Genomic DNA, 22,588 nt, shown 5'->3' on the forward strand with positions numbered 1-22,588 from the left:
TTCTCCAGGCCAAAGCGAATAGGTTGGAGCATCCCCTCTCCCTCCGGGAGAGGACTAGGGTGAGGGGATCAACTATTTTAATTCCCTGATCCCAGTCTTCTTTAAGAGGGGGCTAGGTTTTTACAGGTTCTCTTAACTCAATTACAGCCAGACGAATTACTTCCATTACGGCAAGCCTGTTTTGTAAAACCTCATGATTCCAAAATCGCAGCACCCGATACCCCAGCCGCTGTAAATAATGGCTTCTGTTTTGATCGTATTCTTGTTGCTCGGCATGCTGCCCGCCATCAACTTCAATTACCAACTTGGGTTCCAAGCAAACAAAATCAACGATAAATGGGCCGATAACCTGTTGTCTACGAAATTTACAGCCCAACAATTGCCGATTACTCAGCTGTTGCCAAATCACTCGTTCTGCGTCGGTTTGATTTTTGCGTAATGAACGGGCCAAATCTTTCATTGCAAAAGCCTTTTTTGGATTCCCTCACCCCTGCCCTCTCCCGGGGGGAGAGGGAGTTATATTTCCGAGCTAGATGAGGCGATCCTAATTTAGTCTAGCTAACAAAAATACCGGTATTCCCCCTCTCCCCTTGGGAGAGGGCTGGGGTGAGGGGAGTTAAAAGCCCCGGCAAATTTAATTTTTTGCCCTTCAAGCAAAAATACCGAGAATAAAATTCCAGAAAGCTTTGGCGCAAATACTCAAGCAAACTGCGCTGCAATCTGTGCCTGAATTTTTTCCGCCATGGCTTTACGGTCAGTCGCGTCACGGATAGGCCTGCCCACTACTATGTAATCCGCGCCGTTTTGAATCGCTTGCTCGACACTGACCGCGCGTTTTTGATCATCGTCTTCGCGGTTATCCACCGGCCGGATGCCGGGAGTAATCACCAACAACTTTTCGCCCAACAGCTCCCGAATCATGGCAACTTCCAAACCCGATGAAACAATGCCGTCGCAACCAATTTGCAACGCCCGCTTAGCGCGTGACAACACCAAGTCGCGCACATCGCATTGAAAGCCTAAGTCGTCCAAGTCTCCGCGATCCAGGCTGGTTAATGCGGTAACTGCCAGCACTTTTAAGTCGCCTTTAGCCGCTGCCGCTGCTTCCATGATGGAATCGTTGCCGTGGATAGTGGCCAGATCCACGCCTTTGTTACTTAGCGCTTTAATTGCCCTGCCCACCGTGGCTGGAATGTCGAAGAATTTAAGATCGACAAACACTTTTTTGTCACGGGCCTTCAGCCATTCGATAAATCCGAAATAATCACCCGACATGAATAGCTCCATGCCCACTTTGTAAAAAATCACCGCTTCACCCAGTTCTTCGACCAAAGCTTGCGCTTCTGCAATGCTGGAAACATCCAGCGCCATGATCAGACGGTCGCGGACTGGAATGGCTTTATTTGATATGAAAGATTCTGTCATAAGGATTATGAAATAGTCTGTTTACTGGGTTAAGAGTAGCGTTTTTATTGGTGAGCTTGGCAAGACCTGCTAAAGTGGTTTACAAGCAACGTTGATTTTTCAGTTGGTGTTTAATTAACAATTGTTGCGCCTGCGATGTCACTAAGAAGCGGCATGCGTGAAAAACTTGTAGGCACCGAACGGATTACATGCCACCGCCGGTGTAGCATTAAACTTTCATTAAGCTGAAATAATCTTGGCTTAAAGTCCTATAATCAGGCAGGCAAATGATCAACTCATTAAGCTAACCAGTATATTTGATATGAATCAGTTTCGCCCAAAAGGATTTATCAGGCCGCTACAGCCGGAATTGCAGAGCATTAAGCGGGCGATGGATACCGCGTTGATTTTTATCACGCTATACGTCTCGCTGCACATTTACGGTGAGCCGTTCGACCGTGAGTACCTGGGCTTATTTATTGTCTGTACCGTGCTGTTCGGTATTTTTGCCGAGCATCAAGAAATCTATCACGGCTGGCGCGGTGATCCCCTATTTGACGACGCCGTGCGGATATTACTGTCGTGGATAGTGGCCTTTGCACTGATTGCCAGCAGTTTTTTCGTATTTGACCTGGGTTTTGAATACTCCCGGCAAGTGCTGGAATTGTGGTTGCCGCTGGCGCCGCTCAGCATCATCATGCTGCACTCGCTGCGCCGCTCGACATTGTCCTACTTGCGGATGCACGGGCTTAATACCCGTAACTACGCGATTTTGGGCGGCAATTCGCTAGGCAAACGCCTAAATGCCGCGCTGACTGAAATGCCTTGGCTGGGCTATAGCTTTGTTGGTTTTTTTGACGACCGCATCGAGAACAAGCAGCGCAGGCAGGATGAAGACATGGTCGACGTCATCGTTGGCGACTTTAAAGAGCTACTGGAAAGAGCGCAGCGCGGAGAAATCGATCATATCTACATTACATTGCCGTTACGTGCAGAAAAGCGGATCAACCAACTGATCCGAGAATTGGCTGATAGTACGGTGTCGGTAAATATAGTCCCGGACTTTTTTACCTTTAACCTGATGCAGTCCAAACTCAGCAGCGTAAAAGGTATTCCGGTGGTCAGCGTCTTCGATACGCCTTTAAATTCATCGCTGGATGGCTTCGCCAAACGCCTTGAGGATCTGTTGCTGTGTGCGATCATTTTGCCGCTTATCGCTATCCCGATGCTGATCATCGCCATTGCGATCAAGCTTACCTCGCCGGGGCCGGTCATTTTTAAACAGATGCGTTATGGCGTGAAGGGTGAGCAGATTGAAGTGTGGAAATTTCGGTCAATGTCGGTGTGTGAAAATGGTGAAAGCATCAAACAAGCCACCGCCAACGACAGCCGGGTGACGCCGCTAGGCAGCTTTTTGCGGCGTACCTCGTTAGATGAATTGCCGCAGTTTCTAAACGTACTGAGCGGCACCATGTCCGTGGTCGGTCCACGGCCCCATGCGGTGGCTCACAATGAATACTACCGCAAACAAATCCAAGGCTACATGTTGCGGCACAAAATGAAACCCGGCATCACCGGATTGGCGCAAATCAGCGGTTGCCGAGGCGAAACCGAAACCATCGATAAGATGGAGCGGCGTATCCATCATGATTTGGAATACATCCGCCAGTGGTCGGTAATTTTGGATATAAAGATTGTGATATTGACTATTTTCAAGGGATTTGTGGGGCAACAGGCTTATTAAAAAGGATGTCGTAAAAGCCAAACAGTCCCTTTTCCGTCCCGTCCACAGGGCACAAATGAGAAGGTTAGAATACAGAGCGGCTCTATAAATCACCTCTCCACCAGGGAGAGGACTAGGGTGAGGTGATCAAATAAAGCTTTGCTTAATATAATTCTCCTCGCCCTGGCCCTCTCGGAAACTGCTCTCAGTCTTATCCTGCTCCACCATATAGTCATCTAGCAGGAGATGAAGCATAACTGAGGGCGTAGCCGTTAGGAGGGCTCTGGTGTAGTCCCAGTGCTTCCTTTAGGAGTGTCGAGTAGACATCGAAAATAGGTGTGGAGGCCAAAAATGAATCAAGGTCATTCAAAGTAAATATATGGCTCTGCAGCATAAGGATTTAAATCATGGAAATAACCCAACAGCAAGCTGATAGCCTAATAAACATCGCCGCTGGATGCCAAACTGCGCTTTTTGGTTAAGCCAAGCAGAGCCTGGGCGAGCAGCGTATTGATGTAGTGCTTGCCTCGGGGGACACCAGGACCAACAACCCAGTCATCTCATCGCGGAACAGGCGCCTATTTTGTTATGAATAAACAAGACGACATCGAATTTAAACTTCGCCCGGCATTGCAAGAATGGCAGGAAAAAGAAGCCTTCCTTGCGAAGTTAAACAAAACGGAAAGGATGGATGACTTACCATCCAAATAAAAATTTTTATTCTTACGTGAATTGCGCAAGCCAACAACACATGAATTTTCATGGCATTAGCGTGCGCAGCTATTGCCCGATTCTAACCTCCAAAACAACCATGTAATGGCTAAATATAAAAATAATCACAAGATGGCGGTGGTGTTTATATTATTAAGTATTGTCTGGATAGCTATCCTATTCACAGAGTCTTCACAGCCACCAGCCCCAATATTGGGAGAAGTTTCCGGCTTGGATAAAGTCGCGCATTTTTTTGCATTTGGAGTATTGGCAATATTGATTTGTGGCGCTGCTTTTAATTTGTATCCGGGGGCTGGCTTATCAAAATATATTACGCCATTATTGATTGTGACAATTATTGGTCTTGCTGATGAGCTTTATCAGCTATCCAATCCTAATAGAGCTTTTGAGTTATTAGATTTGGTGGCCGATATTAGTGGTGCTGTTGTGTTTTTAATTTCTTTTAAATTGATTACAAGAAGTAAATTCGGGCGTCGCGTGACTTTTTAAAAATAGCTGATATTGTCGGTTTGTTTCGGATGATGAGTATTAGGCTATAAATCAAACAATTAAGCGGTTTTTTCATTAATATTTGGCTGGCTGGTTAACAAACTTGGATAAAAAAAACAGACTCGTTGATATAGATAAAGCTAAAGGATTTGCAATTTTCCTTGTTGTATTGGGGCATATCGTCGCAGCGGACACTCCTGTTGGAAATGAGTGGTATGCGGTTCTCAAGTTTTATATCTATAAGTTTCATATGCCATTTTTTATGTTCATATCCGGGGTAATAATGGCATATACATTTCCGGGCATTAAAAATAGTAAGGATTACTTTAAGTATATTTTTAGAAAGCTAAAGAGGTTGGCGCCGGGATATGTTTTATTTGGGGCTTTAATTTATGTGGGTAAGGTGGCTTCTTCAAAGGTAATGCATGTTGATGGTTTGCCGGGGGGGGTATATTCCGAGCTATATAACCTTCTATTAGTTCCATCTCAAAGCGCAGGAGGTTCGCTTTGGTTTATCTATGTTTTAATGGAAATGTATATAGTGTTTCCATTATTTATAGTGTTTTTTATCAAAAGGCCGGTAATTATTTTATTGGCGGGTTTGATTGCTGAGTTTATTCCTGTATCTAATGTTTTTATGCTGGATAGGTTTTGCGAATATTTTTTGTTTTTTGCGATAGGTGTTGTTGTTGTTCAGCGGTACCAAGAGTATTTAAGTGTTATTGATAAGTATAGATATTATCTTGTTGTGCTATTCATTTTATCGTTTTCTGCGGTGGTGTTTTTTTCCCCATTAGTTTCAAAAATAATTATAAGTTTTTTTTCTTTGCCTGCATTGCAGGCGGTAATGAGATTTCGGGTTATGGAGATCGTTTCCATTTGGGATGTTTTGGGTAAATATACCTATAGTATTTACTTAATGAATACAATCTTAATCGGCCTCGCAAAGGGTATAGTCTTAATGTTTACTTCTTGGGATGGGGTTAATTTTTTAGTAATAGCACCTATTCTGCTGCTGGCTGGAGTATGTGGTCCGGTCTTTGTGAAAAAATATATTTTTAGGTATGTGCCATTATTGAACTCTGTGACAAATTAGTGGGGTTTTTGGATGGTCATTGTTTTAATATTTGATGCTCACTATATAGAGTTTGTGATTTAATTATAGTAAATGATAGTGAAATGGTGATTATTTGATTTTATTTTTCAATATTCGACTATAAATATTTGCTATAAAATAAGGCAATGGAGAGGATGCTTTATTGAGTTGATTTTAATAAGTACGTTTTGTGATTTTCTTAATGGTATAGCTCCATAATTGATGAAGGGCGAGCCGGAAAATAACGTTGGCATATTGGTTCAAAGTATAGAGTTATTTTATATAATGAGTGTATTACATAGCATAAAATGGAATTATTTGGGTGCCTTATTCAAAGGTGTCTCCCAGTTAGTTGTGCTTGCCGTAATGGCCAGGCTATTAAAGCCCGAAGAATTCGGGTTAATGGCTTTAGCTCTAGTGACTATAAAGTTTGGTAGTTATTTTTCAGACTTCGGTCTTTCAGCGGCAATTCAGCAGAAGAAGGAAATAAAAGATACAGATATACAGGCGTCGTTTTGGTTTTCTTTAATCGCTGGATTATTTTTTTGTTTAATTATTTATTGTCTGGCAACTCCTCTGTCACTCTTTTTTGATACGCCGGAATTAGTATCAGTAATAAATATAGTTGCTATAAGTTTTATATTGATTGGCGTGTCCGCCACGCCAATTGGTCTATTAAAAAGAAATATGCAGTTTAAGTACCTGTCTATAGTGGAGTCCATTAGCTATTTAGTCAGCAATGGCGTGATAGGTGTGCTAATGGCTTATTATGGTTACGGGGTATATAGTCTGGCTATGGCCTATCTAAGTCAGCTCTTGTTTGTGTTTGTCGCAAGCTATATCAAGACGAGGCATTCGCTCAGGATTAATTTAAATGTGTCAGATTACAAGCATATACTAACTTTCGGTGGCGGATATTCTATAGCTAGCTTCATGAGCTTCATCGGCTCCAATATAGATCATCTGCTGATAGGGAAGTATTTTCCCGCGGCGGAGCTCGGAATATGGAACAGAAGTAGAAATATAATATCCATGCCTTCCTATAATTTATTGGTTTCGATAACCGGGGTTCTACTGCCCGCGTATTCGAAACACCAGCATGATAAACAACAATTTAGTGAGTTATACATTAAAAGCTTAGTAATAACTGGGCTTTTTCTTGTGCCCGTTGCGGGTGGAATGTTTGCTGCCGCACCACAGTTGGTTGATGTTTTACTCGGTCAAAACTGGCAAAACGCAGTAATGTTCGTGCAAATATCGGCGTTATTTGTACCTATAGAAATGCTTGCTAGTGTAGCAGCGACTGCTTGCAGTGCTATAGGCGCGTTATCTCTACAGATCAGAATCCAAACAGTATTATTATCGGTTTCCGCTCCTATAATGCTGTATTTTGCATTACAGCAGAAGTTAGAGTTAATACTGATAACCTTGGCTACGTATTATTGGTTAAGGTTTTTTATATACTTATTTGTTTTTGGAAAAAGACTTGAAATAAGGCCATGGGTTCATTTTGAAATCATTTTTTCACAATTGATGGGCGCCGCTTGGGTGGGAGGGTTGATTTATCTCACTGCACATTATTATTCGGGCGTAAATGCTTTTCAATTATTGCCAATTGAAGTCGCTGTAGGTGGCGCAGGGCTTTTAACATTTATCATCTTTGGGCCTGCAAAGAGGGTTCGACAAATAATCCGCAGCTTTTTAATCACTCGCCAACCAAGTGGTACGCTAAATACATTAGCTAAAACTGTTTTAAAGAAGGGATATTAAAGATGAAAAAGCTACGACTTTTATATTTGCCGATTGAAGATAAAGAAGGCGATCAACCCGCAAGGCGCAAGATTTTTACTGATATGGTTGAAGAAGGGCGGCTTGAAGCCCTGGAAATATTTTCTTATGTGATTTACGGCCGGAATAATGGTTGGAAATTAATGTGTGAGAAAATATATGAACTGGCACGAGACTTTCAAGCCGATGCAATATATTGGCAAGGCGTTTGGTATGGGGGGCCGCTAGATGAAGAAATGCTGCGTAAAATGAGAGACTTACCAGCTAAGCCCGCAATATGTAATGAAAATGGAGATCCGTTTGGAAACTTCTGGGTGGTTCCGTATCCAAAGTCCCTTCTAATGCAGGTTAAATATACTGATGTTTGTTTTAATCAGGGCTTAGGTCGAATGGCTGATTACCTTAAAGCGAAAGGCGCAAAACATGTCTATCTCCTTCCTGCGGCCTATGATCATATTAGTTTCAATCAGCCGATTAGCAATCAGCAAGAAAAAGAAAACGAACTGGTTATGATAGCAAACAGATGGAAATCAAGAAGGCCATTCGCGTCAGCACCAGGTGCAAAAAATAGACCTATATTAATAAAATTGTTGGAAGAAGAGTTTGGTAGTAAATTCGCATTATATGGGCGAGGTTGGGAAAAGTTTTCCTGTTCAAGAGGGCCTATTGGCTTTTTCCAACAAATTGATGCGTACAATAATTCTAAGGTAGCTATAGGGATCCCTCAGTTTAGCGACATCGAATATTACGATTCCAATAGGCCTTTTAATACCATAGCTACTGGCATACCTTATGTTTCCGGATATTCTCCAAAATTCGAGCATATTTTGAAAGATGGAGAACATTGCCATTATTTTAAAACCGCTAATGAAGCGGTTGATAAAATAAAATGGTTGTTGTCAATGCCCGATCAGCAAAGAATGGAGCTTGGCCGGACTGCTGCCGAGTATGTGCGAAAAAATCACACACAACGTCATAGAATGGAAATACTCATCTCAACATTGGAAGGGGTTTGGGCGCATAAGCATCTGAATGCGCCTTTCCCGGAGCCGATAACCGATTTTTTTGCAAAGTAGCAATGAGTTTAATGTTTAATGCCAGCAACAATATCAAAACATAATTATGTCGAAACAAAAAAAAATTCTTTATATTCATCATACTGCAGTAAACGGTGGCGCTACAATGAGTCTCTTTTATCTGCTTGAATACGTTAGTCGACAATATGAAGTTGTTGTTTATTTTGTTGAAACTGGACCTGCTGTAGATTACTACAAAGCCGCAGGAATTAGATGTGTTATTGATAAGGGCTTAGGAAAGCTGCCGCACTGTACAATCGTAAATCAAAATTTGAATCCTATGTCTTTTAAATTCTATCACGATTTAAAGCCGTATTTAAAAAACTACTTAAAGTTGGTTCCTACATATTATCGGATGAAAGAGATATTGTTGGAAGAGAAACCTGATATAGTGCATCTGAATTCAACTGTATTGATAGCCGAAGGGATAGCAACAAAAACGTCAGGAATACCCTTGGTTTGGCATATGAGGGATTTTTTGGAATACGGCAATTTCAAACTACGTTATAGAGTTTTAAGGGAAATAATAACGAGATGCAGTGACGTGGTGATTGGGTTGTGCGAATCGGAAATCAATAGAGTTTCGCCAGGAGCAAAAGGCATAGTGATACCAAACTTTGTAAGTTTTGATAAATTTAATTATGAAAATGTTGTTCCGGTAAATTTGCGTAGCAAATTAGATGTTCCGGCTGAAACAAAAATTATTGCCATTCTTGGTTGGAATACCCCGGCCAAAGGAGCGCTCACGCTGATGAAGGCATTTGCGAAAATAAGCAAAAAGTTTCCTAGTAGCGTCTTGGTGTTTTTCGGTGAAGGTCAACAACAAGCAAATAAGAGCAAGATTAAGAGTTTATTGCGTTTATTGGCCGGTAAAAAGAATCTAAGGGTCGAGCTGCAAAAAATTATTGACGTTTATGAGTTGCAAAGCAGGGTGTTCTTTCCTGGTATTATTTTTGATATTGCAAGCTATATAGCGGAGGTTGATATTGTCGCTGCCCCTTTTACCGAGCCGCATTTCGCTCGCCCTATACTGGAAGCGGGGGCGATGAAAACGGTAGTTATTACCAGTGATATTGATGGTACCAGAGAAATGGTGTTAAACGGTCAGGCAGGTTATCTAGCCAAGCCCGGTGACACCGAGGAATGGGCTAGACAGTTGGAGTTAGCCCTTTCCTCTGACAATAAAGATAAAATAGAAGCAATGTATATAAATACACAGCGAACATACAATTCTGAGGTGAATGCAAATAACACTATTGCAGTATATCGTGGTGTTTTGTCTGATTTAGTTTGTTGATGATGAATAACTTCCGTTTTAAAGGCCTGACGTTATTTGTATTTTGTCTATATCTTTTCTGGGGTTTTTTTGGTGTTGATCTAACCATGAATGGCGAAGCCTTAAGGTTTCCCCTGCACAGAGCTTATATTCTGCTGACCTTGCTCATTTTATGTTTTAACATCAAAGAGTTTTTCGTATGTTCAATGAAAAACAGCCTCTTGATGATTCTGATCTTTTACATGTTTATATCTGCGGCATGGTCAAGCAGTCCAGTCGATACGTTTAGATTTGTGGTCTTTTTGTTTTCATCGCTGGCAATTTGTATTTTGGTAGCGTTGGCCTATAGAGACAATCAGTTAAGACTGATTAGATGGGTTTTTTGGTTGTGCTTTGTTTTGATAATTTGTTCTATTGTGGCAGCGTTACAATTTCCACAGTACGGTATAAATACAAAAGATTTTGCATCAAGTCGATGGATAGGCATTACTGAGCACCCAAATAAACTGGGAGGACTGTCACTCGCGTGTATATGGCTGGCTGTTAATCTTTATTATCTTAGTGCAAGCAAGTTAGAAAAAATTGTGGCACTTTCTAGCATTCTTATTGCTTTTTACACGGTTATTCATGCGGATAGTATGACTAGTATTCTTGCTTCAATACTTGCAGTCTGTTATACCTCGTATTGGCATTTGTTAAGCGTAAAAAGTTCAGCAATAAAAATAGTTATATTTTCAATAGCTTTTTTAGGCAGCTTAATTATCACCACTGTCTATATGAGTACCACGGAAATCGTAAATCAAACGCTTGCGTTAAGTGGGAGAGATACTTCGCTAACGGGACGAACATTGCTGTGGGCAAACGGGCTTGATGCAATATTAGATCACCCGATTATTGGCTCTGGTTTTGATGATCTTGAAGGCTTAACAAAAAAATATCATATACTGATGTCGCATCTTCATAATGGGTATATAGAGGTATTGGTTAAAGGTGGTTTAATTGCTGGCCTGCTTATGTTTTCGATATTAATGAGTGTTTTTATTAAGCAAATGGCTTTGAAAAGAATTGGTAATTCTAGCTTTGTTATATGTCATACGGGTTTTGTTTCAATTTTGGTGCATAATATGGCTGAGTCATCCTTATTTAAGGGCTTTAATAGCTTAAGTATTATTTTTATTTTTATTATGGTTTTTACCGGTGTCGCTTATTATGACGCGCTGGGAAAGAATTTAATTTCTAAGTCTTTATAATTTTATTAAAAAATATGGCAATCTGGATCTGTATCCCTGTATTTAATCGTATTGATTTTACTATGCAGTGTTTGGCTTCATTGGTAAAACAAGATTACAATGATTATAAAATTGTTATTTGCGATCATGGTTCCACTGATGGAACTTCTGAGCGTATTCAAGTCGAGTATCCAGAGGTCATTTTGTTAAGTGCAGACTGTAGTCTTTGGTGGACCGGCGCGATAAATGTTTGTATACAGTATGTGCTTGAGCATGCCGGGGAAAATGATCTACTCTTAACTCTTAATAACGATACTGAGTTGCCAACGGATTATTTGAAGCAATTAATTAGTTGTAGCGAAAAGTATCGTAATAGTATTGTTACCTCTGTTATTCATGACATTAAAACTGGCGAACTTTTTGACATTGGTTATCGGCAAAACTGGCTTCTGGCTACATCTATGCCAGTTGACTTTGAGCGCGATCATATAGCTAATGATCGCGATGTTATCGAAATCACCCATGCGTCTGGCAGAGGCACGCTATTTCCAATAGCAGTATTTCAAAGGATAGGACTATATGACGAGAAGCATCTGCCGCATTATGCGGCTGATTACGATTTTTCTTTCAAGGCTGTTAGATCTGGATTTAAAATTTATGTCAGTAAAAAATGTCGTGTGTTTTCCCATATTGAGGCCACGGGTTTAACTACAGTATTGTCGCAGTTTTCTATGAAAAATATGCTGAATTACTTTTCTGGGATGCGCTCCCCGGCCAATTTAAAAGCGAGGTTTTGGTACGGTTGGAACAACTGCCCAAAAATTATTTTTCCAGTCTATATTGTTATTGATCTTATGCGAATCACTGGTAGTTATTGTCGGCACTTTATTATTAGAAATTGAACGTTATCAAAAATTGTTTTTAGTTATGGTTACGCAAAGACCTGCGCGCAAGATTGATTCGCTCCAGGCTATTAGAGCATTTGCAGCGATTGCTGTGATGCTATTTCACGGCACAGAAATGTTAAGTGAACGGTTAGGTTACTTGTTTGTTAGTAATGTATTCATGGCTGGGTTTTCTGGTGTAGATATATTCTTTGTATTAAGCGGATTCATTATTTTGTACACTTCCAGTTCTGGAATTGATTTTTATAGGTTCATACAAAAGCGATTTATTAGAATATACCCCGTATATTGGCTTGTTACCTTGCTTTTGGTGGGGTGGTTTTTTGTCTCCCCTACCCCTGAGCAGTCTTATAAAGGTGATCTTGGGGTGATCTTGGGGTCGCTTTCATTGTTTCCACAGAAACAATATGTTATGGGCGTGGCTTGGACACTAACTTATGAAGTTATCTTCTACATTGTTTTCGCCCTTACTTATTTTAAAAGCCCAATCTATTTGTTTTTTACGTTTCTTATTTGGGTTGTTGTGATTTTAAGCTGTGATTTTTTCGATATTAAGTCCGGATATTTGGCTGTTGATTCGCTAGTCAATCCAATTATTCTGAATTTTGCACTGGGTTGTTTGATAGCCTATGCGTATAAAAGGAACTCAGTGTGTCAGTATGCCGTTTGGTTTTTTTGGATTGGTGTTTTTTTATTTACATTAGCATGGTCATCTTTTTATTATTTTAGATTATCAGATTCAACGGTCTTTGCTGGCGAAATGGCGAGGGTCTATTTGTTTGGATTGCCAGCTGCAATTCTTATATTTGGGGCGCTTCATATTCCTACTTCAGTTCCTAAAGTACTCGTTTACTTGGGTGATGCTTCCTATTCGCTCTACTTGTTGCATGGAACTGTATTGTCAATCTTATTAAAATTTGTTGTTAAGCTAAATCATGTAGCAATTTTTAGTAGTTTTGGCGGTGCAGCTTTTTTGTTTGTATGCGCCGTGTTTATCAGTTGTTGTTTTTATAGTTTAGTAGAAAGAAATCTGTTGAAGCTTCTGAGTGCATTAATATCGCGGCCCGCTGTAGTTATTCACAAAAGTTAAAAGGTTGTTTTCGCTTCTTAATAGACCTATGGAAATCTTGGTTAGAACTTTAATTTTTAATTCTGATTTCTAGTTGGATAACTGTTATTTGTTAATTCGCTAATTCGAGAGCGGAAGTGCTCCGAAAATGTTTTGGTAGTCATTAATTGCTAAATCAAGTGGTTTATATGTTGGAAATATGCGGGAAATAGGAAGGGTGGCGAGATAGTTTTTCGGATTGCTTATTAGTATGCTTGCGGAGTTTGGTGTTGTTTTGAAGTAGCAGTTATTTGGTTAAATCTTTGATGTATTAATTTCTAGCGCAGTTTTTCTTAAACTATCGGTTTATTAATTATGAGAAACAGAAACTATCATGCTTTTAGCGCTACGCAGGTATACGCGAGAACCAAAATAAATGCTATCTATTGCCCGGTTTGTGGATTTAGGGAAGGGGAGCTTCTTTATACCGTAACCGCTGCAGAGGCGGCTCAGCACTTTGTGCTGAAAGAAGTTGACCCTATTCGCAATTTAAAACTTACTAATCATATTGCCGATTTATGGCGACAATGCACTTGTGATTATGTTGAATGTAAAACCTGCGGATTTATTTTTGCGTATCCATTCGTAGGGGGCGACTTTACTTTTTATGCTCTCGCGTATGAACGTTCGGGTTACCCAAAATGGAAATGGGAATATCAAAAAACGGCAGATGCTATTTCTATAGTTTCTTCTAACAATGAGGAACGTCCTCTTAGGCTTCTTGAAATTGGTGCGGGGGATGGCGCTTTTGTTAGAAGGCTTTCACCCAACGTCATTGCCAAAGATGATGTCCTATGTTTGGAGTTTTCCGAATATGGACGAAATCGTATTTTAGAATACGGAATCGAATGTCTGAGTGTAGACATTAGAGAATTGCATCCTTCCGAGCCTGATAAGCTATTTGATGTCATTTGCATGTTTCAAGTATTAGAGCACATGGATCGTCTTGAGGAGCTTTTCATTACCCTTAGCCGTATAAGTAGAAATAACTCACATCTTTTTGTGACTGTTCCGAATAATGAACAGATTGAATTCAATGAAATCAATGGCTGTTTGCTCGATATGCCTCCTAACCATATAAGCCGCTGGAATCGGCAAGTTTTTGAAAAAATTGGGACGGCGTTCGGTTGGACTGTTTTGGAGTATCAGGGCGAACCGATGAATACGATGGATACGCTCAAACAACAAGTTGCCTATCGGTATTTAAAGTGCAGTCAGGATTCTTCTTCTATAGCCAATCTGATTGAGCGGATACGCTCTGAAAGGTTTCGCAAACTTTTGCGTATCGTTTGTGCAGTGGTTTATGCGTTGGGAAGAATGAGTATTCTTTTTAAGGCTGTGTCAGAAAATAAGTGCGGAGATTCGCAATGGATTCATTTTCAGAAACTTTAACCAATTGAAGTTGATAAAAGCCTTTATTTAATTATGGAACAATACTGATGAAAACGGAGATCAATGCGGTCATTGTCACGAATGTTCCGGCGCCTTATCGAGTTCCCGTGTGGCGTAAAGTTGCTCAGGCAGAAGGTATAAGTCTTGCGCTTATCTTTTGTGCGCCTCCTCATATTGATACTGTACTTAATACTTCTGATTATGGCTTTGTCTCGTATTTTTTGACGGGCCGCTATCGAGCCATGGAGCGGCGATTTATGCATAGTGATTTGAGAGTCTGGCCCTTACTCAATCAATTACGGCCCGATGTTGTAATAACTACGGGTTATATTCCGACCTTTTTGTTTTCTTTTGCTTGGGCTATTGCTCACGGAGTCCCTCATATAGTCATGACGGATGGCACCGCAAAATCAGAGCAGTCGCTTTCTTGGATACACCGTTTAGTACGTCGTATTGTTTTTAAGTTTAGTAGCGCATTTATCGGTGCTTGCGATGGCAGCAAGTCCTTGTTCAGGAATTACGGAGTAATCGAAAATCGTATCTATAAATCTTGTCTCTGTGCGGACAACGAGCGTTTTTCTTATACCTCATCAGCAGAACCTAAAGACTTTATTTATTGCGGGCGATTTGTCGCACATAAGCGCCCAATATTTGCTCTTGAAGTGGCGCGTGAAACGGCGATTCGGCTGGGTCGAAGGGCGTCCATTGATTTCGTGGGTAGTGGAGAGATGGAGGCTGAGTTGCGCGCCTATGCCGACAATATTTCCGAATACGTTGATTGTCGTTTTTTGGGATATGCAACTCAAGCGGAACTTCCCAAACTGTATGCAGACGCCAAGATTTTTCTATTTCCTTCCGAATGGGATCCGTGGGGTGTGGTTGCCAACGAAGCCTGTGCTTCCGGATTGCCAGTGATTGTTTCGCCAAATGCTGGTGTAGCAGGAGAGTTGGTTGTCGATAGAGAAAATGGTTTTATCAGGGAGTTGAACATAGAGCAATGGGCTCAAGCGGCCGTTACTTTGCTCAGCGATCAAACTTTGTATGCGTGTTTTTCTGAAAACTGTCGACTTAGAGTCGCTGAGTATAACTTCGATAATTCGGCCCTAGGTATTACCAATGCAATAATGCAGGCATATTTTGAGCAATAAGGATTAATTTGACTATGACTAGAGCGATCTTGATAGCCACAATTATGCGCCCGAAAGGTGATACAGGGGTGCAGACGCATTTTCGCGCTTACTTGGATTACCTGGATTTAAGAAATCAGCCAAGCGAATTAATTACTCCATACAACGCGCCACTTTGGCAGGTTTACCCAGTATTTGCGGTAAGAAAGCTATTGATTGGGGCGTTCAGTGTGTGGTGGTATCGCTATTGGCATGCGCATTTTTTAAAGCACACCTTGCGATCATATTTGCAATCCGGAAAGGATTGCGTCATCTATGCTCAATGCCCAATATCCGCCGAGGCGGCACTAAGTGCGAGAGTATCTGAATGTCAGCGTGTGGTGATGGTTACCCATTTTAATATTTCTCAAGCAGATGAGTGGGTGGGCAAAGGCTTGATTGCAAAAGATGGCTACCTTTATCGATCTATTCAGCGATTTGAAGCTAGCGTATTACCGCGAGTCGATGGCTTGGTTTTCGTTTCCCAATTTATTAAGGGTGAGCTTATTAATCGCATCCCCGAGATTGAGAAAGTGCCTTCTGTTGTGGTTCCCAACTTTTTGCCTGACCCTGGCTTACCAGATGAATGTGAAGCCGTTGCCGATCTAATAAGTATTGGTACGCTGGAAACACGTAAGAATCAACAATACCTTTTGGAAATTGTTTGTGCATTACGAGAGATGGGACAACCTCTGACCCTGACAATAGTGGGAGACGGTCCAGATAGAGTGATGTTGGAGGCAAAAGCGCGTGCATTAAAAGTTGAGGACTTGGTGCGGTTTGTGGGATTTGTTAATAACGCCGCGCAACAAATTGCGTTGCATAGAGCCTGCATTCATGTTGCTACGATTGAAAATTTACCGATTACATTAATCGAGTCTATGGCGAGGGGGCGTCCAGTTTTTGCTGCTCCAGTTGGCGGTGTTTTAGAAATATTGGGCGATGAAGTGGGAGGATTAGCGATACCGCTAAATGATGCCCATGCTGCCGCCCGAATAGTTGCAACGGCTCTGGGAAATCGGGAATGGATGTTGGTAACTGGTTCAGCAGCTAGAAATCGGTTTATCAAAGAATATGCTAGCGATTTCGCCGCAAGAAAATTGACGGCATTTCTGGAAAGCATTTAGCGCATAATCTCCGCTTTTGAATTCGCCAGCTCATTTGTGATGATCTTGTCAATCTAAGTGCTTCCCCCTTTTTTGTAGTTAATCTTGATTATTTTATGAAAATTCTAATCGCTCATAATCATTACCAACATGCTGGCGGAGAGGATGGTGTTGTTGCCAATGAGCATAAATTGCTGATTGAGCAAGGGCATGAAGTAATGTTTTGGAGTGTCAATAATAAAGACTTGACCTTGAGTTTGACGGGGAAAATCAAAACAGCACTAACTACCAGTTATTCTGTTGCCAGCCGGGAGAGTGCTCGTGATTTATTAGGTGGTTTTAAGCCTGACGTGGTTCATGCTCATAATTTTTTCCCGCAACTTAGCCCGTCCATATACGACGCTTGTATTGACGAAGGCGTTCCAGTAGTACAAACACTGCATAACTACCGGTTGATCTGCCCAGGCGCTTTGCTTATGCGTGATGGACGCATTTGCGAGCAATGTGTGAGCGGTTCACCGTACCAGGCAGTGCTTTATGGGTGTTATCGTGGCTCGAAATTAGGCAGCCTGGTCGTTGCGCATATGGTAGATAAACACCGAAAACAAGGTACTTGGCAGCATAAGGTGAATTGGTTTGTGGCGTTGACTAATTTTGCGAGAGACAAATTTATCGAGGCCGGTTTTCCTGCGGATAAAATCAGCGTTAAACCCAATTTTGTCACTGAAGTCAAGGCTGTCATTCGTAAAAATCAAGCTCAAGCATATGCATTATTTGTAGGGAGGGTTAGCCTTGAGAAAGGCATTAAGACCTTGATTGAATCTTGGCGGCAATTGAATGGAGCTGTTCCGTTAAGAATTGCTGGGAGCGGGGAGCTCGCCAATCAGCTTGGTGGGATAAACGCAGTCAAGTACTTGGGGTTTCAGTCTGCGGAAGATGTTGATGCGCTAATGAGGGAAGCCAAATTTTTGGTAATGCCTTCAGAATGGTATGAAGGTTTTCCTATGGTTTTAGTAGAAGCGTTCTCACGCGGATTGCCTGTGCTGGCTTCCAGGCTAGGCGGCATGGCGGAAATTGTCGAGGATGGTGTAACTGGATTGCTGTTTGAACCCGGCAATGCGCACGAACTTGCCGAAAAGGCGCGATGGTTAATCAATCATCCTGATGAATGTATGCGGATGGGCAACAATGCTCGAGCGACTTATTTGGAAAAGTATACACCAGAGATCAACTATAATCAGTTGAAGGCCATTTACCTGGCGGCAATGGCCTAAAAGCGTTTTCTACAACCTAGTGTAAGCAGAGGATGCTATGTTGTCTGAACTTAAATCGGCATGCTATTTGATTAATCCAATATCTGACGGGATCATCTGAAATCCTATTTGTTTGACTGGTGATTGTGCGCAGAATGTAGCGCTGTTTCCAGCGATAGTGACGCATGGGTCAACATTGATGCTGTCGTGTTCTATGCCTTCACCAACCCAATCCTGCCAAGGCGCGCCTGCTCGCTTTTTCAAGCGGTCAAGTACATCGTAGTCGACATTGAATTGCCCTGTGGTATTCCATACGAGATTGTCGGACAGTGTGTTGCTTTGTTCCGGTAGCCAATACCTCAGGGTTGTTCCTCCGCGTTTATTGGAGATAATTACATTACGTCTGATTTTATTGCCTTCAGGCCAGTTTTCGTGAGCCATTGGTTGTGCGAGTTCCGGGTATTTGTTACGCCAAATCTGACTTTGGTAAGGCACCGCTTTTAAGCGTTTTTTGTTTTCTTCCCAATTGTAAGTTGGCCAGCGATTATCAACCAATATTGCATATTGTTCGGTATTGAATAGATTGTTTTCAATATTATTGTCGCGACCACCCCCCAGTTGGATCGCCATTTCACCTGCATTGTTGAAGATATTGCCGGTTATTGTAAAGCCGCTGATGGCATCATCTAGATAAACACCTCTGGCGCCATGCGCAGTATATTTGAAAAAATTTTTGGAGAGGTCGACGCTTTCCAGGCCGTAACCTAAGATATCATGGATACTATTATAACGAATGATATTGCCGCGTTGAGTCCAATCTTTACCCATGTAAATGGCACCGCAATCCGATGACTGTTCGCAGACATGACTTACTTCATTTTTTTCGAGTAAATGATCGTTGCCGTCAAGAATGATGCCGGTACCAGCCGCATATTCGACCGTATTATGTTTGGCACTGCCACCTGCACCTCCCAGTCGAATTGCCGGAGAGTAAGTAAAAATAGTGGTGCCAAAATGATGGATATGGTTATTAATTGCTAGGTTATTAGACGATTGTAAGGTTTTTCTGTTTCCACCTATTAATAGAATACCTCCTTCACCAGTATCGTAGATTTTGCTATTAGAAATAGTAATATTGTTGCTGTCTACCGCTTCTATTGCTCTGGCGCCGACATTATGAACTTCAAGTTTGTTGAGAGTTATGTCGCTTGAATTATATATGCTGATAGCTGTTTCCGTGCTGTGCCGAAATATTAGGTTGTGAAAGCTAATATTTTTTGCCGCCTTAAGCGATAAAAGCTTTTGTAATGAAGAGGCTATAATATTTTCAGGAATAACTTGATCGGGTGGAATGAATAATATCCTTGCGTTTGGTTTGTCATAAAACCATTCGCCACTACTGTTCAATTCGGACAGGATGTTTTGCAGGTAAAATCGTCGACCACTGGCTAATGGAAAGGTCGTGTCGGCCGATAAGGTTATTTCGTTGCGATTTTGATCAATTGCTAATACTGGTAAATATTGATCATACCAGTCGTTACTTGCAAAGATATGTGCCTGGACTCGACTAAAGTCACTTTGTAGGAGGGGTAGTTTCTCAAAACTGCTGAATTTTTTTTTCTCATCCAGTGGTGCTTTGATATGTGCCCAGCCAGAGTCTGGCCAACGAGCAAGTTGCAGTCTATGTTGGTTTACAAACAACTCAAATCCTGGAATGCTGCCTTTTTTACGGTTTGTATCAGAGTATTTAATATCATCTAACGCTAAGTTAGTAGTTGGGCAATTCCAGATTTTATTATCTCCCTCAGTGCAGCTTTGTAAAGATATGCCGCCACTAATCACTGTGGGTCCATTTTCGCCTTGCCAACGAATTTCGAGGTCAGCGAAGCCAGAGTCACGTATATCAAACTCTAATGGTCTTTGTAGCGTATATTTGCCGGGTTGAACGTGGACTGTTACCGACTCATTAAACTGACCATTTTTTTTCAAATCTCTAATGGCTTGTTGTGCTCGATAAAGTGTCTGAAAAGGGCCGGAAGTAGAAGTTGAGTCTAGAGATAATCCGCTAGATTGATCATTTCCTGATGGGGCAACGTAGTAGTCGAGAGCCGTTGAAGTGGTTGAAAAACATATCAATGCAATAATAGAAAATGATTTATTTCTCATTTGAGATTGCTCGAAAAAGTGATGGGTGAAAATGAAATATTGTGTTGTCTGAGGTCTTAAAAAATATTATTTATATTTATGTGGCTTGTTGAAATTAAGTAGAAGCCTTGTGGGTGATAAAAAATAGTCGAATGGCCTTTATTATATAATAGTTGTCTGCACGATTGCTGGAGTGTATCTCGTTACAATAGGGGGTATTTAAAATATCTTTTTTAAATAAAAATAGTTGGTTTCTAAGTGGCGCGCGATGGGGCTTGTGATATGGCGAGAATGTCAAATTCTATTGCATTTTTAGAGTTATTTTGTGATAGATGGTGTTTTGAGTATTGTTGGCAAAGTCTATTAAATATCACATATGATAATTCCGAAAAAGCGCTCTGATAGAGCGCTTAAGGTAATCGTTAATATGTTAAATTTCTTAATTTACTCAACAGGGCCAATATCCGTAGGTATAGGCTTAAAGCCTATCTGATATATAGGAGAATTTTCGCAGGAAATACTAATCGAATTGCCTGTTATAGTTAAACACGGATTGGCAAACAGGCTATTCTTTTCAACTCCTTGGCTTAACCAGTCTTCCCAGAGACTCCCTCCTTTCTCTGCGCCGGTATCCAGTACATTGTAATCTACTCTAATGTTGCCGTTTTCTCGCCACACCAGATTATTACTTATGTTATTTGTTTCCTTAGGCATCCAATAACGTATGGATTGACCGTTAGAACTGGTAGAGATTATGATATTTTGCCGTATGGTATTACCTTCTGGCCACGTGTCATTGTGCATAGGCAATCTCAGCTCGGGATATTTAACCTGCCAGACGGTATCGCTAATTGGCATGGATGTTAAAGTTTGTCTGTTTATGGACCAATTATAATGTTGGCTGCGATAATCAGTTAAAATGGCGTATTTGTTGGTTTTAATAATGTTGTTTTCAATGCGGTTGTCACGTCCACCACCAATCTGAATGCTCATCTGGCCGGCATTTTCTAAAATATTTCCATACACAGTGAAGCCGCTGACGCCATCGTCAAGATAAATGCCACGAGCTCCATCCTTTACGTATTGAATAATATTTTTTGATATATTGAAAGTGGCGGTATATAACTGATAGCCAGAAAAATCATGAATGCTGTTATAACGAATGATGTTTCCTCGATATGTCCAATCTCTACCTGAATAGATTGCACCGCAATCGCTCGATTGCTGACAGATCTGAGAAATATCGTTTTTTTCAATCAGATGGTCGTTTCCGTTAAGGATAATCGCATTCCCATTACCATTTTTTATTATATTATGAGATACGGTAGAGGCCGTTCCTCTAATAGATATGGCGGGAGAATTATTGAATAGTATAGAGTCATAGTTAAGTATGTTATTGTTATCGACAATATTACCTGAAGGGTCAAGCGTTGGTCTGTCCCCTCCTAGCATTAAAATCCCACCTTGGCCTACATCATGAATATTGCTGTTATGGATCGTGACATTAGTACATGTTAGGCAGCGTATTGCTTGGCCTGCAACGTTGTTTATATCAAGGTTATTCAGCATTAATTTGTCGGACCTATTTATATTGATAGCATTGCTAGTGCTGTACTGGAAGGTTAAGTTACTTAATCTAATGTTACTAAGGTCTTTGACTCTCAAAAGGTTAGTTGCAGATGAAATAACAATGTTGTTTAATTTTGTTCCAGCCGGAGGTATTAGTAAAATTTGGTTATTGGTTTTATCGAAAAACCATTCTTCGGGAGTGTCCAATGCTGTTTCGATATTTTGCAAATAAAACCGGCGGCCACTTGCCAAGTTATCATGCGTTTCGCTAGATAAAATGATTTTGTTGTTGCTCTGGTCGATATTCGATACACCGAGGTATTCGTCGAAAGTGTCATTGCCTGCATAGGTATGAATTTGAGCGTCACTTAAGTCGCCAAAAAACTGTGGTATTTTTTCAACTACATTGAATTGAGTTTTGAAATTTAGAGGCAATTTTATATGTGCCCAATCGTTATCCGGCCATCGAGCTAAATGCATTCTACGTCCGTCTATAAAAAGTTCAAATGCAGGTGGATTACCGGAAATTCGCTCATTGATTTCACCTTTAATACCGGTGACGAGATCGGCGCTAATAGGGCAGCTTAAAATTCTATGTTGATTAGTGCCGCTAATTGGTTGGCAATTTTTAAGAGTTATGCCACCGGAAATAATGCTGGCACCTTTTTCTCCGGTCCATATAATTTCCTTACCTGGTTCACCAGAATCTTTGTCATCAAAGTCCAGCGAAGATTGGAGTTGATAAGTTCCCTTGCCAACATGAACCGTAATCGCTTCATTAAATTTCCCCGCCGCTTTTAATTGCCGAATCGCGTTTCGGGCGCGAGTTAGGGTTTTGAATGGACCGGTTTTCGTCCAAAAATTGACGCTAGGGGACAGGCCATTTAGGCTGTCACTTCCCGAGGGTGACACGTAGAAATCCTTTGCCGCCGCTGCCGAGCAGAACGTCGCGAAGGTTAGAGTTATGACAAGTTTAATAAACATAGTTTTCTCCTTTTATTAACTCATGCTCCAATAGCCTGACAGACCACGGAATACAGTCAGCTAATTCAGTTAATATTTGAGGGGTAGTGTTCCGGTCCTTGGTTACGAAGATACTTTGAAATTGTTTCAGAATTGGGTCAACTGCGG

The 22,588-nt window shown here is 41.1% G+C and carries 18 protein-coding genes; 14 read left to right on the forward strand and 4 right to left on the reverse strand.

Features of this window, described 5'->3' with window-relative positions:
• Positions 1–112: 112 nt before the first annotated feature.
• Positions 113–460 carry an endonuclease domain-containing protein gene (locus tag JL719_RS01410; RefSeq protein WP_033158208.1) on the reverse strand — a complete coding sequence of 116 codons (348 nt, stop codon included), beginning with the start codon at positions 458–460 and terminating at the stop codon, positions 113–115.
• Between the two features lie 239 nt (positions 461–699).
• Positions 700–1,425 (reverse strand): orotidine-5'-phosphate decarboxylase, encoded by a 726-nt coding sequence (gene pyrF / locus JL719_RS01415; protein ID WP_033158207.1) that lies wholly within the window; start codon positions 1,423–1,425, stop codon positions 700–702.
• A gap of 301 nt (positions 1,426–1,726) precedes the next feature.
• Between pyrF and JL719_RS01420 the strand changes: the two genes are divergently transcribed.
• The 14 genes from JL719_RS01420 to JL719_RS01480 all read left to right on the forward strand — a co-directional run bounded on the left by JL719_RS01420 (position 1,727) and on the right by JL719_RS01480 (position 17,764).
• Positions 1,727–3,148, forward strand: coding sequence for an undecaprenyl-phosphate glucose phosphotransferase (locus JL719_RS01420; protein WP_033158206.1), 1,422 nt, complete (start codon positions 1,727–1,729; stop codon positions 3,146–3,148).
• Positions 3,149–3,715: 567 nt separating this feature from the next.
• Entirely contained in the window at positions 3,716–3,838 is a 123-nt protein-coding gene (locus tag JL719_RS24260; RefSeq protein WP_256438946.1) for a hypothetical protein, read from the forward strand.
• A gap of 105 nt (positions 3,839–3,943) precedes the next feature.
• Positions 3,944–4,348: a VanZ family protein gene (locus tag JL719_RS01425; RefSeq protein WP_033158205.1), complete on the forward strand. Its 405-nt coding sequence runs from the start codon at positions 3,944–3,946 to the stop codon at positions 4,346–4,348.
• Positions 4,349–4,451: 103 nt separating this feature from the next.
• Positions 4,452–5,444 carry an acyltransferase family protein gene (locus JL719_RS01430; protein WP_165385906.1) on the forward strand — a complete coding sequence of 331 codons (993 nt, stop codon included), beginning with the start codon at positions 4,452–4,454 and terminating at the stop codon, positions 5,442–5,444.
• Positions 5,445–5,729: 285 nt separating this feature from the next.
• Positions 5,730–7,214 carry a lipopolysaccharide biosynthesis protein gene (locus JL719_RS01435; RefSeq protein ID WP_203531403.1) on the forward strand — a complete coding sequence of 495 codons (1,485 nt, stop codon included), beginning with the start codon at positions 5,730–5,732 and terminating at the stop codon, positions 7,212–7,214.
• Positions 7,215–7,216: 2 nt separating this feature from the next.
• A complete protein-coding gene (locus JL719_RS01440; RefSeq protein WP_033158202.1) occupies positions 7,217–8,308 on the forward strand; it encodes a glycosyltransferase family protein in 1,092 nt (363 codons plus the stop codon).
• Positions 8,309–8,354: 46 nt separating this feature from the next.
• Positions 8,355–9,605, forward strand: a complete 1,251-nt coding sequence (locus JL719_RS01445; protein WP_084153387.1) for a glycosyltransferase family 4 protein — start codon at positions 8,355–8,357, stop codon at positions 9,603–9,605.
• A gap of 2 nt (positions 9,606–9,607) precedes the next feature.
• On the forward strand, positions 9,608–10,834 hold the full coding sequence (locus tag JL719_RS01450) for an O-antigen ligase family protein (RefSeq protein WP_203531404.1): 1,227 nt from the start codon (positions 9,608–9,610) through the stop codon (positions 10,832–10,834).
• A 14-nt stretch (positions 10,835–10,848) separates the two neighbouring features.
• Positions 10,849–11,715, forward strand: a complete 867-nt coding sequence (locus tag JL719_RS01455; RefSeq protein WP_033158199.1) for a glycosyltransferase family 2 protein — start codon at positions 10,849–10,851, stop codon at positions 11,713–11,715.
• Positions 11,654–12,808: an acyltransferase family protein gene (locus JL719_RS01460; protein WP_129871321.1), complete on the forward strand. Its 1,155-nt coding sequence runs from the start codon at positions 11,654–11,656 to the stop codon at positions 12,806–12,808. The genes JL719_RS01455 and JL719_RS01460 overlap by 62 nt, the downstream gene beginning before the upstream one ends.
• Before the next feature lie 333 nt (positions 12,809–13,141).
• The gene (locus JL719_RS01465; RefSeq protein ID WP_033158197.1) at positions 13,142–14,218 is read left to right on the forward strand and encodes a class I SAM-dependent methyltransferase; all 1,077 of its coding nucleotides are present in this window, start codon (positions 13,142–13,144) and stop codon (positions 14,216–14,218) included.
• A gap of 47 nt (positions 14,219–14,265) precedes the next feature.
• On the forward strand, positions 14,266–15,366 hold the full coding sequence (locus tag JL719_RS01470; protein ID WP_033158196.1) for a glycosyltransferase family 4 protein: 1,101 nt from the start codon (positions 14,266–14,268) through the stop codon (positions 15,364–15,366).
• 14 nt (positions 15,367–15,380) lie between these two features.
• Positions 15,381–16,511, forward strand: coding sequence for a glycosyltransferase family 4 protein (locus JL719_RS01475; RefSeq protein ID WP_033158195.1), 1,131 nt, complete (start codon positions 15,381–15,383; stop codon positions 16,509–16,511).
• 95 nt (positions 16,512–16,606) lie between these two features.
• On the forward strand, positions 16,607–17,764 hold the full coding sequence (locus JL719_RS01480; RefSeq protein ID WP_033158194.1) for a glycosyltransferase family 4 protein: 1,158 nt from the start codon (positions 16,607–16,609) through the stop codon (positions 17,762–17,764).
• 63 nt (positions 17,765–17,827) lie between these two features.
• Here JL719_RS01480 and JL719_RS01485 read toward each other — a convergent pair whose 3' ends face one another.
• Complete coding sequence (locus JL719_RS01485) at positions 17,828–19,909, reverse strand: right-handed parallel beta-helix repeat-containing protein (RefSeq protein ID WP_084153386.1); 2,082 nt, start codon at positions 19,907–19,909, stop codon at positions 17,828–17,830.
• A gap of 423 nt (positions 19,910–20,332) precedes the next feature.
• On the reverse strand, positions 20,333–22,441 hold the full coding sequence (locus JL719_RS01490; RefSeq protein WP_033158192.1) for a right-handed parallel beta-helix repeat-containing protein: 2,109 nt from the start codon (positions 22,439–22,441) through the stop codon (positions 20,333–20,335).
• Positions 22,442–22,588 lie beyond the last annotated feature (147 nt).

Source organism: Methylomonas sp. LW13 (assembly GCF_016865255.1).
Lineage (GTDB): Bacteria > Pseudomonadota > Gammaproteobacteria > Methylococcales > Methylomonadaceae > Methylomonas.